18 protein-coding genes are annotated in these 15786 nt (G+C 60.3%); 7 read left to right on the forward strand and 11 right to left on the reverse strand.

What is annotated here, in order from left to right:
- From rsxA to nth, 7 genes are read left to right on the forward strand one after another with little or no spacing between them, the layout of a single operon-like run.
- Entirely contained in the window at positions 1–582 is a 582-nt protein-coding gene (gene rsxA, locus HNR38_RS16480) for an electron transport complex subunit RsxA (protein WP_183706367.1), read from the forward strand.
- Positions 583–598: 16 nt separating this feature from the next.
- A complete protein-coding gene (gene rsxB / locus HNR38_RS16485) occupies positions 599–1177 on the forward strand; it encodes an electron transport complex subunit RsxB (protein WP_183706369.1) in 579 nt (192 codons plus the stop codon).
- The gene (gene rsxC / locus HNR38_RS16490) at positions 1177–3006 is read left to right on the forward strand and encodes an electron transport complex subunit RsxC (protein ID WP_183706371.1); all 1830 of its coding nucleotides are present in this window, start codon (positions 1177–1179) and stop codon (positions 3004–3006) included. The genes rsxB and rsxC overlap by 1 nt, the downstream gene beginning before the upstream one ends.
- A 22-nt stretch (positions 3007–3028) precedes the next feature.
- Positions 3029–4084: an electron transport complex subunit RsxD gene (gene rsxD / locus HNR38_RS16495; RefSeq protein ID WP_183706373.1), complete on the forward strand. Its 1056-nt coding sequence runs from the start codon at positions 3029–3031 to the stop codon at positions 4082–4084.
- 3 nt (positions 4085–4087) lie between these two features.
- Positions 4088–4756, forward strand: coding sequence for an electron transport complex subunit RsxG (gene rsxG / locus HNR38_RS16500; RefSeq protein ID WP_183706375.1), 669 nt, complete (start codon positions 4088–4090; stop codon positions 4754–4756).
- Positions 4757–4758: 2 nt separating this feature from the next.
- The gene (locus tag HNR38_RS16505) at positions 4759–5475 is read left to right on the forward strand and encodes an electron transport complex subunit E (protein WP_183706377.1); all 717 of its coding nucleotides are present in this window, start codon (positions 4759–4761) and stop codon (positions 5473–5475) included.
- A 17-nt stretch (positions 5476–5492) separates the two neighbouring features.
- Positions 5493–6131, forward strand: a complete 639-nt coding sequence (gene nth / locus HNR38_RS16510) for an endonuclease III (RefSeq protein WP_183706379.1) — start codon at positions 5493–5495, stop codon at positions 6129–6131.
- Positions 6132–6188: 57 nt separating this feature from the next.
- Here nth and HNR38_RS16515 read toward each other — a convergent pair whose 3' ends face one another.
- The 11 genes from HNR38_RS16515 to eno all read right to left on the reverse strand — a co-directional run bounded on the left by HNR38_RS16515 (position 6189) and on the right by eno (position 15647).
- A complete protein-coding gene (locus tag HNR38_RS16515; RefSeq protein WP_246362773.1) occupies positions 6189–6764 on the reverse strand; it encodes a chalcone isomerase family protein in 576 nt (191 codons plus the stop codon).
- Between the two features lie 163 nt (positions 6765–6927).
- The gene (rpoS, locus tag HNR38_RS16520) at positions 6928–7926 is read right to left on the reverse strand and encodes an RNA polymerase sigma factor RpoS (RefSeq protein ID WP_183706381.1); all 999 of its coding nucleotides are present in this window, start codon (positions 7924–7926) and stop codon (positions 6928–6930) included.
- Positions 7927–8105: 179 nt separating this feature from the next.
- On the reverse strand, positions 8106–8852 hold the full coding sequence (locus HNR38_RS16525; RefSeq protein WP_183706437.1) for a peptidoglycan DD-metalloendopeptidase family protein: 747 nt from the start codon (positions 8850–8852) through the stop codon (positions 8106–8108).
- Positions 8853–9157: 305 nt separating this feature from the next.
- Positions 9158–10066 (reverse strand): DUF368 domain-containing protein, encoded by a 909-nt coding sequence (locus HNR38_RS16530; protein WP_246362778.1) that lies wholly within the window; start codon positions 10064–10066, stop codon positions 9158–9160.
- A gap of 59 nt (positions 10067–10125) precedes the next feature.
- Complete coding sequence (locus tag HNR38_RS16535) at positions 10126–10782, reverse strand: protein-L-isoaspartate(D-aspartate) O-methyltransferase (RefSeq protein WP_183706383.1); 657 nt, start codon at positions 10780–10782, stop codon at positions 10126–10128.
- On the reverse strand, positions 10779–11549 hold the full coding sequence (gene surE, locus HNR38_RS16540) for a 5'/3'-nucleotidase SurE (RefSeq protein ID WP_183706385.1): 771 nt from the start codon (positions 11547–11549) through the stop codon (positions 10779–10781). Before surE ends, HNR38_RS16535 begins: the two co-directional genes overlap by 4 nt.
- A 17-nt stretch (positions 11550–11566) precedes the next feature.
- Entirely contained in the window at positions 11567–12616 is a 1050-nt protein-coding gene (gene truD / locus HNR38_RS16545) for a tRNA pseudouridine(13) synthase TruD (RefSeq protein ID WP_183706387.1), read from the reverse strand.
- Positions 12613–13092 carry a 2-C-methyl-D-erythritol 2,4-cyclodiphosphate synthase gene (ispF, locus tag HNR38_RS16550; RefSeq protein WP_183706389.1) on the reverse strand — a complete coding sequence of 160 codons (480 nt, stop codon included), beginning with the start codon at positions 13090–13092 and terminating at the stop codon, positions 12613–12615. Before ispF ends, truD begins: the two co-directional genes overlap by 4 nt.
- A 38-nt stretch (positions 13093–13130) precedes the next feature.
- Positions 13131–13832: a 2-C-methyl-D-erythritol 4-phosphate cytidylyltransferase gene (gene ispD / locus HNR38_RS16555; protein WP_183706391.1), complete on the reverse strand. Its 702-nt coding sequence runs from the start codon at positions 13830–13832 to the stop codon at positions 13131–13133.
- 57 nt (positions 13833–13889) lie between these two features.
- The gene (locus HNR38_RS16560) at positions 13890–14162 is read right to left on the reverse strand and encodes a septum formation initiator family protein (protein WP_183706393.1); all 273 of its coding nucleotides are present in this window, start codon (positions 14160–14162) and stop codon (positions 13890–13892) included.
- Between the two features lie 189 nt (positions 14163–14351).
- Positions 14352–15647: a phosphopyruvate hydratase gene (eno, locus tag HNR38_RS16565; protein ID WP_183706395.1), complete on the reverse strand. Its 1296-nt coding sequence runs from the start codon at positions 15645–15647 to the stop codon at positions 14352–14354.
- Between the last annotated feature and the right edge of the window lie 139 nt (positions 15648–15786).

Here is a 15786-nt window from a genome sequence, read left to right on the forward strand (position 1 = left end):
ATGGCAGAGTATTTGCTGATTCTGGTCAGCACCATCCTGGTGAACAACTTTGTTCTGGTCCAGTTCCTGGGCCTGTGCCCTTTCATGGGGGTTTCCGGCAAGCTGGAAACCGCCATGGGGATGTCGCTGGCCACCACCTTCGTACTGACCCTGTCCTCGGTCTGCAGCTACCTGGCCTATACCTACCTGCTGGCACCACTGGACCTGGCCTTCCTGAAAACCATCACCTTCATTCTGGTGATTGCGGTAGTGGTCCAGTTCACGGAAATGGTGGTCCACAAGACCAGCCCGCTGCTGTACCGGGTTCTGGGGATTTTCCTGCCACTGATCACCACCAACTGCGCGGTGCTCGGTGTCGCCCTACTGAACCTGAACAAGAACAACAACTTTGTCGAATCCGTGCTCTACGGCTTCGGGGCTGCGGTGGGTTTTTCGCTGGTTCTGGTGCTCTTCGCCGCCATGCGTGAGCGCATCGCAGTGGCCGATGTGCCCGTTGCTTTCCGGGGTGCCGCCATCGGTATGGTGACGGCCGGACTCATGGCTTTGGCGTTCCTGGGCTTTACCGGCCTGGTTGCAGTCTGACGGAGCGGTTGTTGTTATGTGGACAGGTATCCTCATCGCAGTTTTGGCATTGCTGGCACTGGCCATGGTCTTTGGCGGTCTGCTGGGATTTGCCGCCGAGCGCTTCAAAGTGGAAGGCAACCCGCTGGTTGACCAGATCGATGCCCTGCTGCCCCAGACCCAATGCGGCCAGTGCGGCTTCCCGGGCTGCCGCCCCTACGCCGAGGCGATTGCAAGTGGCGAAGCCATCAACAAGTGCCCGCCCGGTGGTGAAGCCACTATCAAGTCCCTGGCGGACCTCCTCGACGTTGAACCCCAGCCCCTGGACGCCGAGCATGGCGTGGAACAGGTCAAGCGGGTGGCCGTTATCCGGGAAGACGAGTGTATCGGCTGTACCAAGTGCATCCAGGCCTGCCCGGTGGACGCCATCCTCGGAGCCGCCAAGCACATGCACACAGTCATAGAGAGCGAATGCACCGGCTGTGACCTCTGCGTCGAACCCTGCCCGGTGGACTGCATTGATATGATCACCGTGGAACCCGATATCCGCACCTGGACCTGGACGCCACCGAAGCCCAGCATCATCACCACCGATCGCCAGGGAGCCAGCGCCTGATGACACAACTGTGGGATTTCTCCGGCGGCATTCACCCTCCCGAGAACAAGCATCAATCCACCTCAGTGCCCATCCGGACCGCCACTCTGCCGGAGCAACTGGTGCTGCCGGTACAGCAGCATATCGGTGAGCCGGCCACCCCGGTGGTGGCGGTCGGTGACCGGGTTCTCAAAGGCCAGAAAATTGCCGATGTCACCACGGGCATGGGCGTGCCGGTACACGCTCCGACGTCCGGGACCATCGAGGCCATTGAGCAGCGTCCCGTTCCCCATCCCTCGGGAATGCCGGATCAGTGTATTGTGCTGCGCCCTGACGGCCAGGACGAATGGTGCGAGCTTCACCCTGTCGGTGATTACAAGCAGTCCGGGCGTGAGCTGGTCCTTCAGGCCATCCGCAACGCCGGCATTTCCGGCATGGGTGGTGCCGGATTTCCGACCGACATCAAACTGCACCCTCCCCGCGACCGCAAGGTGGACACGCTCATCCTCAATGGCGCGGAATGCGAGCCATACATCACCGCCGATGACATGACCATGCGGGAGCGGTCGTCTGACGTGGTGGCTGGCCTGCAGGTGATGGCCTGGATCCTGCGCCCGGAACGCTGCGTGATCGCGGTGGAAGACAACAAGCCCGAGGCCATCGCGGCGCTGCGCGAAGCGGTGAATGCTACTCAGATCGAAATTGCCGTCATCCCCACAAAATACCCTTCCGGTGGCGAAAAACAGCTGATCCGGGTAATTACTGGCCTGGAGGTCCCCAGCGGCGGCATCCCGGCGGATATTGGCGTTATGTGCCAGAACATCGGCACAGCGGTTGCGGTTGCCGGGGCCGTCTTCGATGGCCGGCCCCTGATCTCCCGGGTGGTGACCATTACCGGCGACGCGGTTGCCGAGCCGGGCAACTTTGTCGCCCTGATTGGCACACCCTTCCGGGACCTGCTGCGCCAGGCCGGGGTTGATCAGAGCGTCCTGGATCGCCTGGTTCTGGGTGGCCCGATGATGGGCTACACCCTGGCTTCGGATTCGGTGCCGGTGATCAAAACCGCCAACTGCCTGATAGCGGCGACCGGGCAAGAGCTGCCATTACCGCCGCCCGAGCAACCGTGCATCCGCTGCGGCCAGTGCGCGGAAGCCTGCCCGATGGAACTGCTGCCGCAGCAACTGTTCTGGTACTCCAAATCGGCGGAATTTGAAAAGGCCGAACACCTGAACCTGTTCGACTGCATCGAGTGCGGTGCCTGCTCCTATGTCTGCCCCAGTTCCATCCCGCTGGTTCAGTACTATCGCTTTGCCAAGGGAGAAATCCGCACCCAGCGGGCAGAGAAACTCAAGGCGGACCGAGCCCGGGAACGCTTTGAAGCCCGTCAGGCCCGTCTTGAACGGGAACAGGAAGAGAAAGAGCTGCGCCGCAAGCAGCGTGCGAAAGCTGCCGCAGATGCCCAGGCCAAGAAAAAGGCCGAAGCGGAGAAGGCCGCCGCAGACGGTGAAGCGGTCGACGAGCGTGCGGCCAAGGCGGCCCTGGTTCAGCAGGCCCTGGACCGCAAGAAAGCGAACGCCGGCCAGACGCCGAAGCCCGAGGCGACGGCTTCCGATGCTCCCGGCGAACCAACGGACATCGCCACGCTGGAAAAACAGCTCACCCAGGCTGAGGCCAAGCTGAACACGATGCAGGGCATGCTGGATGACGCCAAGGCCCAGCAGGCCGACAACGTGGAAAAACTCGAACGGGCCGTGGCCAAGAACCACGACCGGGTCGAGCGCGCCCGGCGTGCCCTGAAAGAGGCCCAGGATAAGGCGCAGGCCCAGTCCGAGCCCCAGTCCTCCGAGTAACCCTATTGCAGGCTTGATGTACATGGCACTTATTCAGCAATCATCGCCCCATGCCCATAACGCGCGGCCGACCTCGAAGGTCATGCTGTGGGTGATGCTGGCCACCCTGCCCGGGCTGCTGGCCCAGACCCTGTTCTTTGGCTGGGGCAACCTGATCAACGTGATCTGGTGCATCGGCCTCGCGCTGGCGTCGGAAGCCGCCATTCTCCGGCTGCGTGGCAAGCCCGTCGGCTTTTTTCTCCGGGACAACACCGCGGCGGTAACCGGCCTGCTTCTGGGGCTTTCCCTGCCCCAGTTCGCCCCCTGGTGGGTCTCGGGCATTGCAGTGATTTCAGCCATTGTCGTCGCCAAACAGCTCTATGGCGGGCTGGGCTCCAACCCGTTCAACCCGGCGATGGTCGGCTATGCCCTGGTGCTGATTTCCTTCCCGGTGGCCATGACCACCAACTGGGCGGAAGCCGCTGGCCTCGGCACTGGCACACCGGGATTCGGGGAGACCCTCGCCCGCATCTTTTCCAATGCCCAGGCCACCGCCGTCGATGGCTGGACCATGGCAACACCGCTTGATGAATACAAGCACAAGATCGCCAGTCACACCGCCAGCGAGGTGCTGGTTCATCCCACCTTCGGGGACCTGGTAGCCCGGGGCTGGGAATGGGTTAACCTGGGCTTCCTGGCCGGCGGCCTGCTGCTGGTCTGGCTGCGTATCATCACCTGGCACATCCCGGCCGCCTTCCTGGCTGCCATTGCCGCCATGAGCCTGATGTTCGGCAGCAATGCTGATCTGTACGCGCCCCTCCAGTTGCACCTGCTGGCCGGTGGCACCATGCTCGGCGCCTTCTTTATTGCCACCGATCCGGTATCGGCAGCGACCAGCCATCAGGGCAAACTGATCTACGGGGCCGGGGTCGGCATCCTGATTTACCTGATCCGTACCTGGGGTAATTACCCGGACGCGGTTGCCTTCAGCGTACTGCTGATGAACTTCGCTGTCCCGTTTATCGACTACTACACGCCCCCCAGAAGTTATGGCCATCACAAGGCCCGTCGGGGCCTTCCCGGCAGGAATGGAGGCTGAACCATGAGCGCACTGATCACCTCCATCCGTCGTAATGCCATCGGCCTGGGTCTGTTTGCCGTCATCACCGGTGGTACCATCGCCGTCACCCAGGCGTTAACCAAGGACCGGATACAGGAGCAGGCGGCCCGGGCCGAAGCCAGCGCCCTGTTCGAGATCATTCCACAAAGCATGCATGACAACGACCTGCTGAAGGACGTGGTCACCTTGCCGGCAAGCCAGAGGCTACCCTCCTCAGGGCCGGTGAAGGCCTGGGTGGCCCGGAAGAACGGCCAGCCGGTGGGCATGATCCTGCCGACCGTAGCCCCTGACGGTTACTCGGGCAATATCCGCCTGCTCGTTGGCCTGGATCTTCAGGGTACGGTACTCGGTGTCCGGGTGACCCAGCACAAGGAAACACCGGGACTGGGTGACCGGGTGGAAACCCGCAAATCGAACTGGGTCGAAGGTTTCGAAAACCGGTCACTGAGCAACACACCGCCCAAGCAGTGGAACGTCAAGAAAAACGGCGGTGTCTTTGACCAGTTTACCGGCGCCACCATCACGCCAAGGGCAATTGTGAAAGCGGTGAAGACAACCCTGATCTATTTTCGTCACAACCGGGAGGCAATCCGACAGCGCCTGCTGCAGTCTTCCGGACCTGAGACATCCAACTCGACGGAGCGCTCCTGATCATGGCGACCAAAACCTCCAGCGAAATCATCAAGGACGGTCTGTGGAACAACAACCCGGCCCTGGTGCAGGTGCTGGGCCTGTGCCCCCTGCTGGCCGTCACCAGTACGGTGGTCAACGCCATCGGGCTGGGCCTGGCAACCCTGCTGGTGCTGGTGGGTTCTAACCTTTCAGTCTCGCTGATCCGTAATTTTGTCGGGGAGTCGGTGCGCCTGCCGGCGTTCGTGATGATCATCGCCTCGTTTGTAACCTGCGCCGAACTCCTGATGCAGGCCTTCACCTATGAGTTGTACCAGATTCTGGGCATTTTCATCCCGCTGATCGTTACCAACTGCGCCATTCTCGGGCGTGCCGATGCCTTCGCCTCAAAAAATCCCCCACTTCCCGCGGTGCTGGACGGCGCCATGATGGGGCTCGGTTTCCTGGCGGTACTGATCACCCTGGGCGGTCTGCGGGAACTGATCGGACAGGGCACCCTGTTTTCCGACATGCACCTGCTGTTTGGGCCCATGGCAGCGGACTGGACCGTCCGGCCTTTCGAGGCCTACCCCAACGTCCTGTTCATGGTTCTGCCACCCGGGGCCTTCATCGGTCTGGGGCTGTTGATCGCCCTGAAGAACAGTATTGATACCCGGCTGGAAGAGCGCAGGAAATCCGCCGAGCAGGCGCCCGCGGCGACCGGCAGCAAGCGCGTCCGGGTCACCGGCAACATTTCCTGACATCCGCACGGACCGGCATGAACAAACAGAAACGAACCGAGATTTTCACACGGCTGCGGGACGCCAATCCGGAGCCCACCACCGAGCTTAACTACAGCTCGCCGTTTGAACTGCTGATCGCGGTGATCCTTTCGGCCCAGGCAACAGATGTAGGCGTCAACAAGGCCACGGCCAAGCTGTTCCCGGTGGCCAATACACCGGAGGCCGTCCTGGCGCTGGGCGTCGATGGCCTCAAGGAATACATCAAGACCATTGGCCTGTTTAACAGCAAGGCGGAAAACGTGATAAAGACGTGCCGCATGCTGATCGAGAAGCACGGCGGAGAGGTTCCCGACAATCGCAAGGACCTGGAAGCCCTGCCCGGTGTCGGACGAAAAACGGCAAACGTGGTACTCAATACGGCATTCCGCCAGCCCGCCATGGCGGTGGATACGCATATTTTCCGGGTCTCAAACCGGACAGGGATTGCCCCGGGCAAAAATGTGGTTGAGGTCGAGCAGCGCCTGATGCGGCTGGTACCCAGGGAGTTTCTGATGGACGCCCATCACTGGCTGATCCTCCATGGCCGCTACACCTGCACGGCCCGCAAGCCGAAGTGCGGTGCCTGTATCATCGAAGATCTCTGCGAGTTCAAGCAGAAGCGGGACTATCAGTAACCTGCAGCGCCGGCGGGCATTCACCCTGCCGGCGCCATCAACGGTCGAAGACGGCCATTACAGCCCGAGCATGTCCTCTTTCAGGTCATCCTGGGCGGGATCATCAGACAACCAGATACCAAACAGAGCCTTTTTGAACTGCAGGTCTCCGATGGTGTCCTTCAGTTCACCGTTCTTGAGAACCCGGACCCCCTCTCCAGGCAGGTAAACCAGATCGAACACATCGCCTTCGGTGATCTCATCCTGGAAAACCGCCATGAAACGATCAATCTCATCCTGAACCGGCTCCACGTTGCCATCCGTGGAGGCTTCGAAGCCCTCCAGTGTGGCATCGGTCATACGCTCACTGGTGATCATGCCGGAGACAATATGCAGGGTGATCGCCTGGGGTTCATCGGCCGCCAGAACGCTCTCTCCAGAGGCGCCCTCCGGGGTCAGGTACAGGCTGCCCACATAGAGGTCCATGAAAAACTTGGATCGGGTGCCGGCCCCACTGAGTTCCAGACCCGTCGTGTCCGCCTGGTAGCTTTCAGGCACATCCACACCTTCAACGGTCATAGCGGCAGCGGGCGCTGACAGCACCGTGGTCAGCAGCAGCGTTGCCAGGCCTGCAGACAGAGCATGTTTCATCATTGTTGGTTTTCCTCCACCTATTCATTGAACGCCGAGGTCCGACACCCTATAACAACCGACGCCGAAACTCTACCAAAGTCGTAGGCCTCCGCCTGCTTCCCAACATACAGACACAAAAAAACCGGCCTCGTGGCCGGTTTCCGGATCGGAACGGGTCCCCTGCTTACTTGAACAGCAGGTTACCCGAAAGCCCCTCCTTTTCGAGGATCTCCCGAAGCCTGCGCAGGGCTTCCACCTGGATCTGGCGGACCCTTTCGCGGGTCAGACCGATTTCCTGCCCGACCTCTTCCAGGGTACTGACAGGATAGCCCCGAAGACCAAAGCGGCGCGACAGAACCTCCCGCTGTTTCTCACTGAGCTGGTCAATCCATTTGGCAAGACACGAGGACATATTATTGTCCTGCAGCAGGTCCGCCGGATCAGCGGCACCTTCGTCTGCCACCGTATCCAGCAGGGACTTGTCGCCACCCGTGCCGATGGGCGTATCCATGGAGGCCACGCGTTCATTCAGCCCCAGCATCCGCTTTACGTCATCAACCGGCTTGTCCACCATGCGCGCGATTTCCTCGGCGCTGGGTTCATGGTCCAGTTTCTGGGTCAGCTCCCGGGCTGCGCGCAGGTAGAGATTGAGTTCCTTGACCACATGAATCGGCAGACGAATGGTGCGCGTCTGATTCATGATGGCCCGCTCAATGGTCTGACGGATCCACCAGGTGGCATAGGTGGAGAAGCGGAATCCCCGCTCAGGGTCAAACTTCTCGACCGCACGGATCAGGCCCAGATTACCTTCTTCAATCAGGTCAAGGAGGGTCAGACCGCGATTAACGTAACGCCGTGCGATTTTGACAACCAGCCGGAGGTTGCTTTCGATCATCCGCTTGCGACCGGCATCATCGCCCTTGCGGGCCAGGCGCGCGAAATAGACTTCCTCTTCCGGCGTCAGTAGTGGGGAGAACCCGATTTCGTTGAGGTAAAGCTGAGTGGCATCCAGCTGTTTCTGGCTGGCGTAGTATTTTCCCTTGGCGGAAAAGCCGTCTTCCGTTTCAGCCTGGGCGGTGTCCGCCGCGGCCTTCTCCGTACGTTCCTCCGCTAGCAGTTGATCGTCTGCGTCGTCCAGATCTGCAACGCGATCAACGATGAGGTCTTCTTGCTCTGCTGACATTGTACACCCCGCCTCTAATAATCCTGCATCGCCCGGCTGGTTTCGATTCGACCGGGCGTGTTCCGGTTTTGTCTCAGGACACAGTTTTTCCGGCTGTTGTCATACAGCCTTTTTTATTCTTTCTGCGGATTTTCAGTCAGCCTGCAGGCAATCAGTTAAAGCATTGGCTTCCCTGTGCTCTATCGCCCCGGAAGATATCGGGATGGATCCACCGGATTACCGTTTTTACGGATCTCGAAATGCAACACCGGTCTGTCTGTCCCTGTACTCCCGAGTTCTGCGATTACCTGTCCGGCTTTTACGTCCTCCCCTTCCTGCACCAGAATTTTTCGGTTATGTGCGTAAGCACTGAGATAGTGCTCATTGTGGTTCACGATAATGAGGTTGCCGTAACCCAACAACCCGTTCCCGGCATAAACCACACTGCCGTCGGCGGCTGCCTTGACAGCGTCGCCGGGGCTCCCGGCTATATCAATACCCTTATTGACTTTTCCGGATGTTGAATAACCTGCAATTACGGTGCCACCGTGGGGCCAATGCCAGTTCACATTGGCGACCGTCTGGCTACCCTGGCTCGACCGGGAACTGGAACGGGCCCGGGACGGCTGGGTCGAGCGACTGCGGCTGACGCTGTCCGAGCTCTGGCTCCGGGAGGCAGTACGGGTCTGAGTGGGCACCGAGCCCCGCCGGTCAAGCCGTATCACCTGGCCTGGCTTGATGGTCCAGGGCGGACTGAGGCCATTGGCCCGGCCCAGCTCCCGATAATCCCGGCCATAGCGCCAGGCAATGCGGTAAAGGGTTTCGCCTTTTTTGACAACATGCGTTCCCCAATGCACCGGTGGGTTATAAAGATGGTCGTTGAATATGGCGCTGGTATTACAGCCTGGAAGCACCAGAATAAGGAGAAGGGGCCAGAAAAGCGCCAGGCTGGTGCGTACCCTGGACGAGTGACGATGCGAACCGGCTCCGGAAACCGATGGGGTCCCATGAGTCAAAAATATTTTACGGCCGCTTGAATGAGTCACGTATAAAAATTGCCTGACTATGCTAAATCTATCTAAGAAATCGACCCGACTCGATGCAATTTCTCATGTTTCAGGACTAACTTACTAATATATTGCACAAATAATAGACGATTCCAAGTTACTGGCAGGTCGCCCTGTTACTTTCAGAAACAGTCCATCAGCGATCAGGGTAACACTCTGATCCCGATGACTTTCTGGTTAGCCACCTACCTTCCTGAGGCTTTCCGGCGCTGGTTCCAGTTGCCTGCGTAATCCAGCCCAAGCACCAGAGCGAAGCCAATCACAGCCATCAGAATCGCCAGCAGGAGCTGGGGATCCTGCCCCTGCAGCGACTGCCAGGTGTCCGGAGTGACCGGTGTCTGACTCAACGGCACCTGCTCACCGGCACTGTTGGTGCGCCAGCTCAGGGTCTTCTGCCAGGGCCAGACCATGCCCAGCGCGCCCACCATGAAGCCGGTCAGGAGCGCCAGCACAAGGTCATGGGCGTGCCGGAACGCCAGCGTGATCAGACGGGCAACCGACAACAGACTGATGACACAACCTGCCAGAAACAGGCCAAGGTGGCCAACCTCAAATGATTTGATCGCTGACAGCACCGGCGCATACATGCCGATAACCAGTAACAGGAAGCTGCCGGAGATACCGGGCAGAATCATCGCGCAGATGGCCAGTGCCCCGGCCCCCAGAAAGGCAAGATTGGATGCGGTCAACTCCGACGCGGGCAGGTGGGTCAGCCACCAGGCGATCGCTATACCCGCGGCCAGTGGCAGCAACAGTGAAGGCACAAACCGTCGGATCTGCAGCCCCACATGCCAGACCGACGCCACAATCAGCCCGAAAAAGAAACTCCAGATCAGAATGGGATGGGTTGCCAGAACCCAGGTAATGGCGGATGCCAGGGTGGCGATACTGGTCAGGATGCCTGCCAGCAGAGCGATCAGAAAAGTGCCATCAATGGCACGCCAGAATCCGGAGACATCCCCGCGGAGCAGATGTTTGAAAAACGCCGGGACGGCCGCATTGATCGCCTCAAGCAGCCGGAAGTAGATCCCGGTTATAAACGCGATGGTGCCGCCGGAAACGCCGGGCACCACATCCGCCGCTCCCATGGCCATACCACGCAGGAATACCGCAACCGGATGGTGCTTCGGTTCCACGCTCCGCTCATCTCCGGTCAACGGATCACCCCGGCCAGTAACGGCACAAAGTTGACCGGTTCGAGTTCCCGACGCTCAAAGCTGTCACCGCGCCGGATAACCTCAACCAGTACCTGTTTTTCTTCGCCGACCGGTGCGATGAGCACTCCGCCGTCCGCCAGTTGATCAAGCAACTCGCCCGGCACGTCGGACGGTGCCGCCGTCACAATGATGCCGTCAAAAGGCCCCCGGTCAGGCCAGCCCATGCCACCATCGGCGTGCTTGAGCATGACATTGCGGATGTCCAGCTTTCTGAGCCGCTCCCGGGCCCGTTCCTGCAATGGCCGGATCCGTTCGACGCTGTAGATCTTTGGAAAAAGGCGCGACAGCACAGCGGTCTGATAACCCGACCCGGTGCCCAGCTCCAGCACATGCTCAGGTTCGTGAGCCAGCAGCAGTTCCGTCATCCGGGCAACAATGTAGGGTTGGGACAGAGTCTGGCCATGCCCGATAGGCAGGGAAGTATCTTCATAGGCCCGGTGCGACAGCGCCTCATCCAGAAAAATGTGCCTTGGCACCTGACCAATAACCTCCAGCACCCGGGCGGATTCAATGCCGGCCTCCTGCAGACGGCTGACCAGCCGCATGCGGGTTCGCCGTGACGTCATGCCAATACCTTCAATCACCTTGCTCATTGCCGGGGGCCTCCGTCCTCGGCCAGGCCATCAACCCAGGTCTCCAGATCCGGTAACGCCTCATGGCGGGTCATGTCGGTATGAACCGGAGTGATGGATACAAAGCCCTCACGGACGGCATGAAAGTCAGTGCCAGGGCCGGCATCGCCGCCCTTGCCGGCGGCGCCGATCCAGTAGCGCTGTTTGCCCCGGGGGCAGGTCACCGGCACGGCGCCTTCGGCGCGTTCACGGTGACCGAGCCGGGTGACCCGGAACCCGGCCAGGTCTTCCCAGGGCACATCGGGAACATTCACATTGAGAATCGAACGGGGGCCCAGGGCCAGCGGGGTTGTGCATTCCAGCAGCATCCGCACCACACGCCCAGCCGTCTGGTAATGAAAATGGCCCTCGTTCACCAGTGAGACCGCAATCGCCGGGAGGCCCAGATGCCGGCCTTCGAGGGCTGCGGCCACGGTGCCTGAATAGATGATGTCATCGCCGAGATTGGCATGGGTATTGATCCCGGAAACCACCCGGTCAAAAGGATGATCGAACAGGCCATTCACAGCCAGGTGGACACAGTCGGTCGGGGTGCCATCCACAGAACGGAATCCGTTGCTGTGATTTTCCACGGTCAGCGGCCGGTTCAGGGTCAACGCATTGCTCGCGCCGCTGTGATCCCGGTCCGGGGCGACAACATCCAGCTCCCCCAGTCCTTCGAGTTCCTCATACAGGGCCCTCAGGCCTGGTGAATGCACGCCATCATCATTGGACAACAGAATTCGCACTATGCTCTCCACTTCCCTTACTGCTTATTCTTCAGGCTGAGGTCTTCCAGTTCCAGCACATCGCTCAGGACCGTCGTGGCGTACTGGCCGGGGGCCAGCACGAAAGCCAGGCGCAGGGTCTGTTCATCGAGCCATTGCCAGTCCAGGTCGTCCGGGCGTACCACCAGTGATCGCCGTTCCGGCGCCATGCGGGTGGCATCAAACAGTCTTGCCAGCTCCGGCGTGGCAGCCACTACAGCCCGCTCAAGGATTTCCTGGGCTCCGGTTGCCGTGGTCCCGCCATCGCCCCAGAGAGGCCCGGTGGGAGCCCCCGCCTGCGGCACTGGCTCACCGTCCATAACCGTATCCCAGTTTCCGTCAGACACCCTGGCGGCCAGCACCTCATTGAAAAGCCACGAACGTGCCGCCGAAAAGAACAATACGTTTTTCCGGTTATTTCTGCCACCACGGCCGCGTTTTCTGTTCAGTGACGCCGGATCCATACGCACCGCCTGATCCAGGTTGCCACCACCATGGCCAAACCGTTGTGGCCCGAAGTAGTTGGGTGCCCCCACCCGCCGAAGGCGATCCAGGGCCTGATCAAGCTCATTCCGGTCGCCCTCGACCTGGCGCAGGACAAGATCAAAGCGATTGTTCAGGTGATCACCACGACGAAGCTTTCTGGGGTAACGGCAGTTGGCGAGGATTGGCCAGCGGGCAGCAATCGCCGCCAGTAATTCCGGGTCCTGCGCTTCCCGGCCGGGCAGATAGAGACTGAACCACTGGACCGTCACGGCGTGGCGGTCCTTGAGTCCGCAGAAACCGACTTCGTGCTGCCGGCATCCAGCCATGACAGCCAGTTCCCGGGCCACGAATTCGGTGTTGTCGCCGGTTTTCTCCAGACGGACGCAGAGGTGCTCCCCACCGCCATCGGGATGCTGCACCTGCCCGCCCTGATGTTCGAGGTCCGGCCAGAGAGATTCAGTGACCCGAAAATCCGCCGCGTCAGATTTGAGGGCCGCAGATGCCACCCGACGACCGCCGGATACCGGCCATTGCAGACGCCAGTTGGAAGAAGGCGCTATCATGCCTTCACCGGCTCGAGCAAGCAGACCGCCTGACAGGCGATGCCCTCACCACGACCAGTGAATCCGAGTTTCTCCGTGGTTGTGGCCTTGATGCTGATGTGATTGACCGGGATGCCCAGATCCTCGGCGATGTTCAGGCGCATGCCTTCAACATGAGGAGCCATCTTCGGGGCCTGGGCGATGATGGTGGTGTCCACATTGGCAACGGAATACCCTTCTTCAAACACCCGTTGCATCACATGGCGCAGCATCACCCGGCTGTCGGCTCCGGCCCACTCTTCGCTGGTGTCCGGGAACAGGTGACCAATGTCCCCGAGCGCCACAGCCCCGAGCATGGCATCCGCCAGCGCGTGCAGCAGCACATCGCCATCCGAGTGGGCTTTCAGGCCCTGGGTGTACGGAATGGGAACGCCGCCCAGCATCACGGTGTCCCCTTCACAGAAAGCATGGACATCAAAGCCCTGACCAATACGCATGGACGCCTCCGAACAGAGATAACTTTGGGTGGCGGCGGCTACTGACGGCCAAGAATGAATTCAGCCAGGCCGAGATCCGAGGGCACTGTAATCTTCAGGTTGTCCGGCCGCCCCTCCACCAGAACCGGCATGTTACCGGAAAACTCCATGGCAGAGGACTCATCCGTGACCGGCTGGTCATTCTCAAGACACTGGCTCAGGGCCGACCGCAACGCACCAAAGCGGAACATCTGCGGTGTCAGAGCCCGCCAGAGTTGGCGACGGTCGATGGTGGCTTCCACGGCCGGGGGCTGGTCCCCACTGGCCTGCTTGAGGGTGTCGGCCACGGGGGCCGCCAGCAGACCACCGACCGGGTGGTCGGACAAGGAATCAATAAGGTTGGAAAGATCGTGAGCATGCAGGCAGGGGCGCGCGGCGTCATGGACCAGAACCCAATCCGTGTCCGTCGCCTGTTCCGCCAGGGCCTCCAGCGCCGCCAGCACCGAATCCGCCCGTTCGGTGCCACCGGTGCAGGTCTGAACCCGATCATCCTGCGCTGACTCACAGCCCGGCCACCAGTGATCGCGGGCATTCAACGGCACCATGCAAGCCTCAAAGGGGCCGTTATCAAGTAGACGGGAAAGAGTGATGTCGAGAATATAGCGGTTTTGGATTTTCAGGTACTGCTTGGGACACTCCGAGCCCATGCGCTGGCCGATACCGGCAGCGGGAACGACTAGCCAGAAACGTGGTTTTACCATAGCGGGCTCTACAAAAGGCTTAAGGAACGAATGCCCCTATCTCTCTATGCATCCAAGTCAGTTATCAACAACCAGGAAAAACGTCTCATCCTCGCGAATCAGACCGAGGTTCATCCGGGCACGCTCCTCCACGGCGCCCTGTTCGTTGCGAAGGTTGCGCACCTCCGCATACAGGCGCTGGTTGCGAACCGCCAGGTCGGCGTTCTCCGCTCGCTGCTCCGCCACAGCCTCTTCCAGAGACCAGGCCTGGGCAAAACTGCCCTCGCCCACCCACAGGCGAACCTGGAGCAGAACGATCAATACAATAAGTGTGGCCCAAAGCGTCTTCATGCCATATCCATGCGCACTGGCGAATAAACGGGTTCGTGGATGGGTAAGTATAGTCGTTAATGTGGAATAACAACAGAACCGTGTAAGTGACTGTCTAAAAAGGCCATCGCCTCCAATTCAGGGTTGGAGGCGATGGCCTTTGACGTTCACACGGACACTCCGGGATGAAAATCCGCAGGACGTATAGGGTCAGCCCTGTCCCTTGATCTCCTTCAGACCGCGATACAGGGCCTTGCCATCCAGCGCTTCTTCGATACGCAGCAACTGGTTGTACTTGGCAACGCGGTCAGAGCGGCACAGGGAACCGGTCTTGATCTGACCGGCACAGGTAGCAACCGCCAGGTCGGCAATGGTGGTGTCTTCGGTTTCACCGGAACGGTGTGAGATAACCGCCGTGTAGCCGGCGTCCTGGGCCATCTTGATGGCGTCCAGGGTTTCGGTCAGGCTGCCGATCTGGTTGAACTTGATCAGGATGGAGTTGCCCACGCCCTTCTCGATGCCTTCCTTGAGGATGCGGGTGTTGGTCACGAACAGGTCATCGCCGACCAGCTGGACCTTGCTGCCCAGCTTGTCGGTCAGCACTTTCCAGCCGTCCCAGTCACTTTCATCCATACCGTCTTCGATCGAGACAATCGGGAAACGCTCGCACAGACCGGCCAGGTAATCGGCGAAGCCCTCGGAGTCATAGCTCTTACCTTCGCCGGACAGCTGGTACTGACCATCTTTGTAGAATTCGGAGGAGGCGCAGTCCAGGGCCAGGGTCACGTCCTGGCCGAGCTTGTAACCGGCCTGCTCGACGGCTTCCTGAATGGCCGCAAGCGCCGCTTCGTTGGACGGCAGGTTAGGCGCGAAGCCACCTTCGTCACCCACGGCGGTGTTCAGCCCCTGCGCCTTCAGCACCTTTTTCAGGCTGTGGAAAATCTCGGCACCCACACGCAGCGCTTCGGCAAAGCTGCTGGTTGCCACCGGCTGCACCATGAATTCCTGGATATCAACGTTATTGTCAGCGTGCTCGCCACCGTTGAGGATGTTCATCATCGGTACCGGCATGGAGAACTGGCCGGACGTGCCATTGAGATCCGCAATGTGCTCATAAAGTGGCTTGCCCGCCGCCGTGGCTGCAGCTTTGGCCGCCGCCAGGGATACCGCCAGGATGGCGTTGGCGCCCAGGTTGGCCTTGTTGTCGGTGCCGTCCAGTTCCAGCATGAGCTGGTCCAGGCCGCGCTGATCGGCCGCATCCTTACCCAGCAGGGCATCACGGATCTGGCCGTTAATCGCATCAACCGCCTTGCGAACACCTTTGCCCAGATAGCGGGATTTGTCACCGTCACGCAGCTCCAGCGCTTCCCGGGAGCCGGTGGAGGCGCCGGACGGGGCACAGGCCCGGCCGAGGGTGCCGTCGTCCAGGACAACGTCGGCTTCTACCGTGGGGTTACCGCGGGAATCCAGAACCTCACGGCCTTTAATGTTGGCAATCTTGGTCATGCGAATAATTCTCCAGATGTTCGATGTCTAATCGTTTCTAATTTTGCGGATTATAGAGCAGGTAGGAGAGGGCTTTGCGAAACTGTGCAGAGCCAGGGATGGTGGAGCCCAGGCGTCACAGGGATGTGCCGCCAGGAGC

Source organism: Marinobacter oulmenensis (assembly GCF_014201735.1).
GTDB classification, from domain to species: domain Bacteria; phylum Pseudomonadota; class Gammaproteobacteria; order Pseudomonadales; family Oleiphilaceae; genus Marinobacter; species Marinobacter oulmenensis.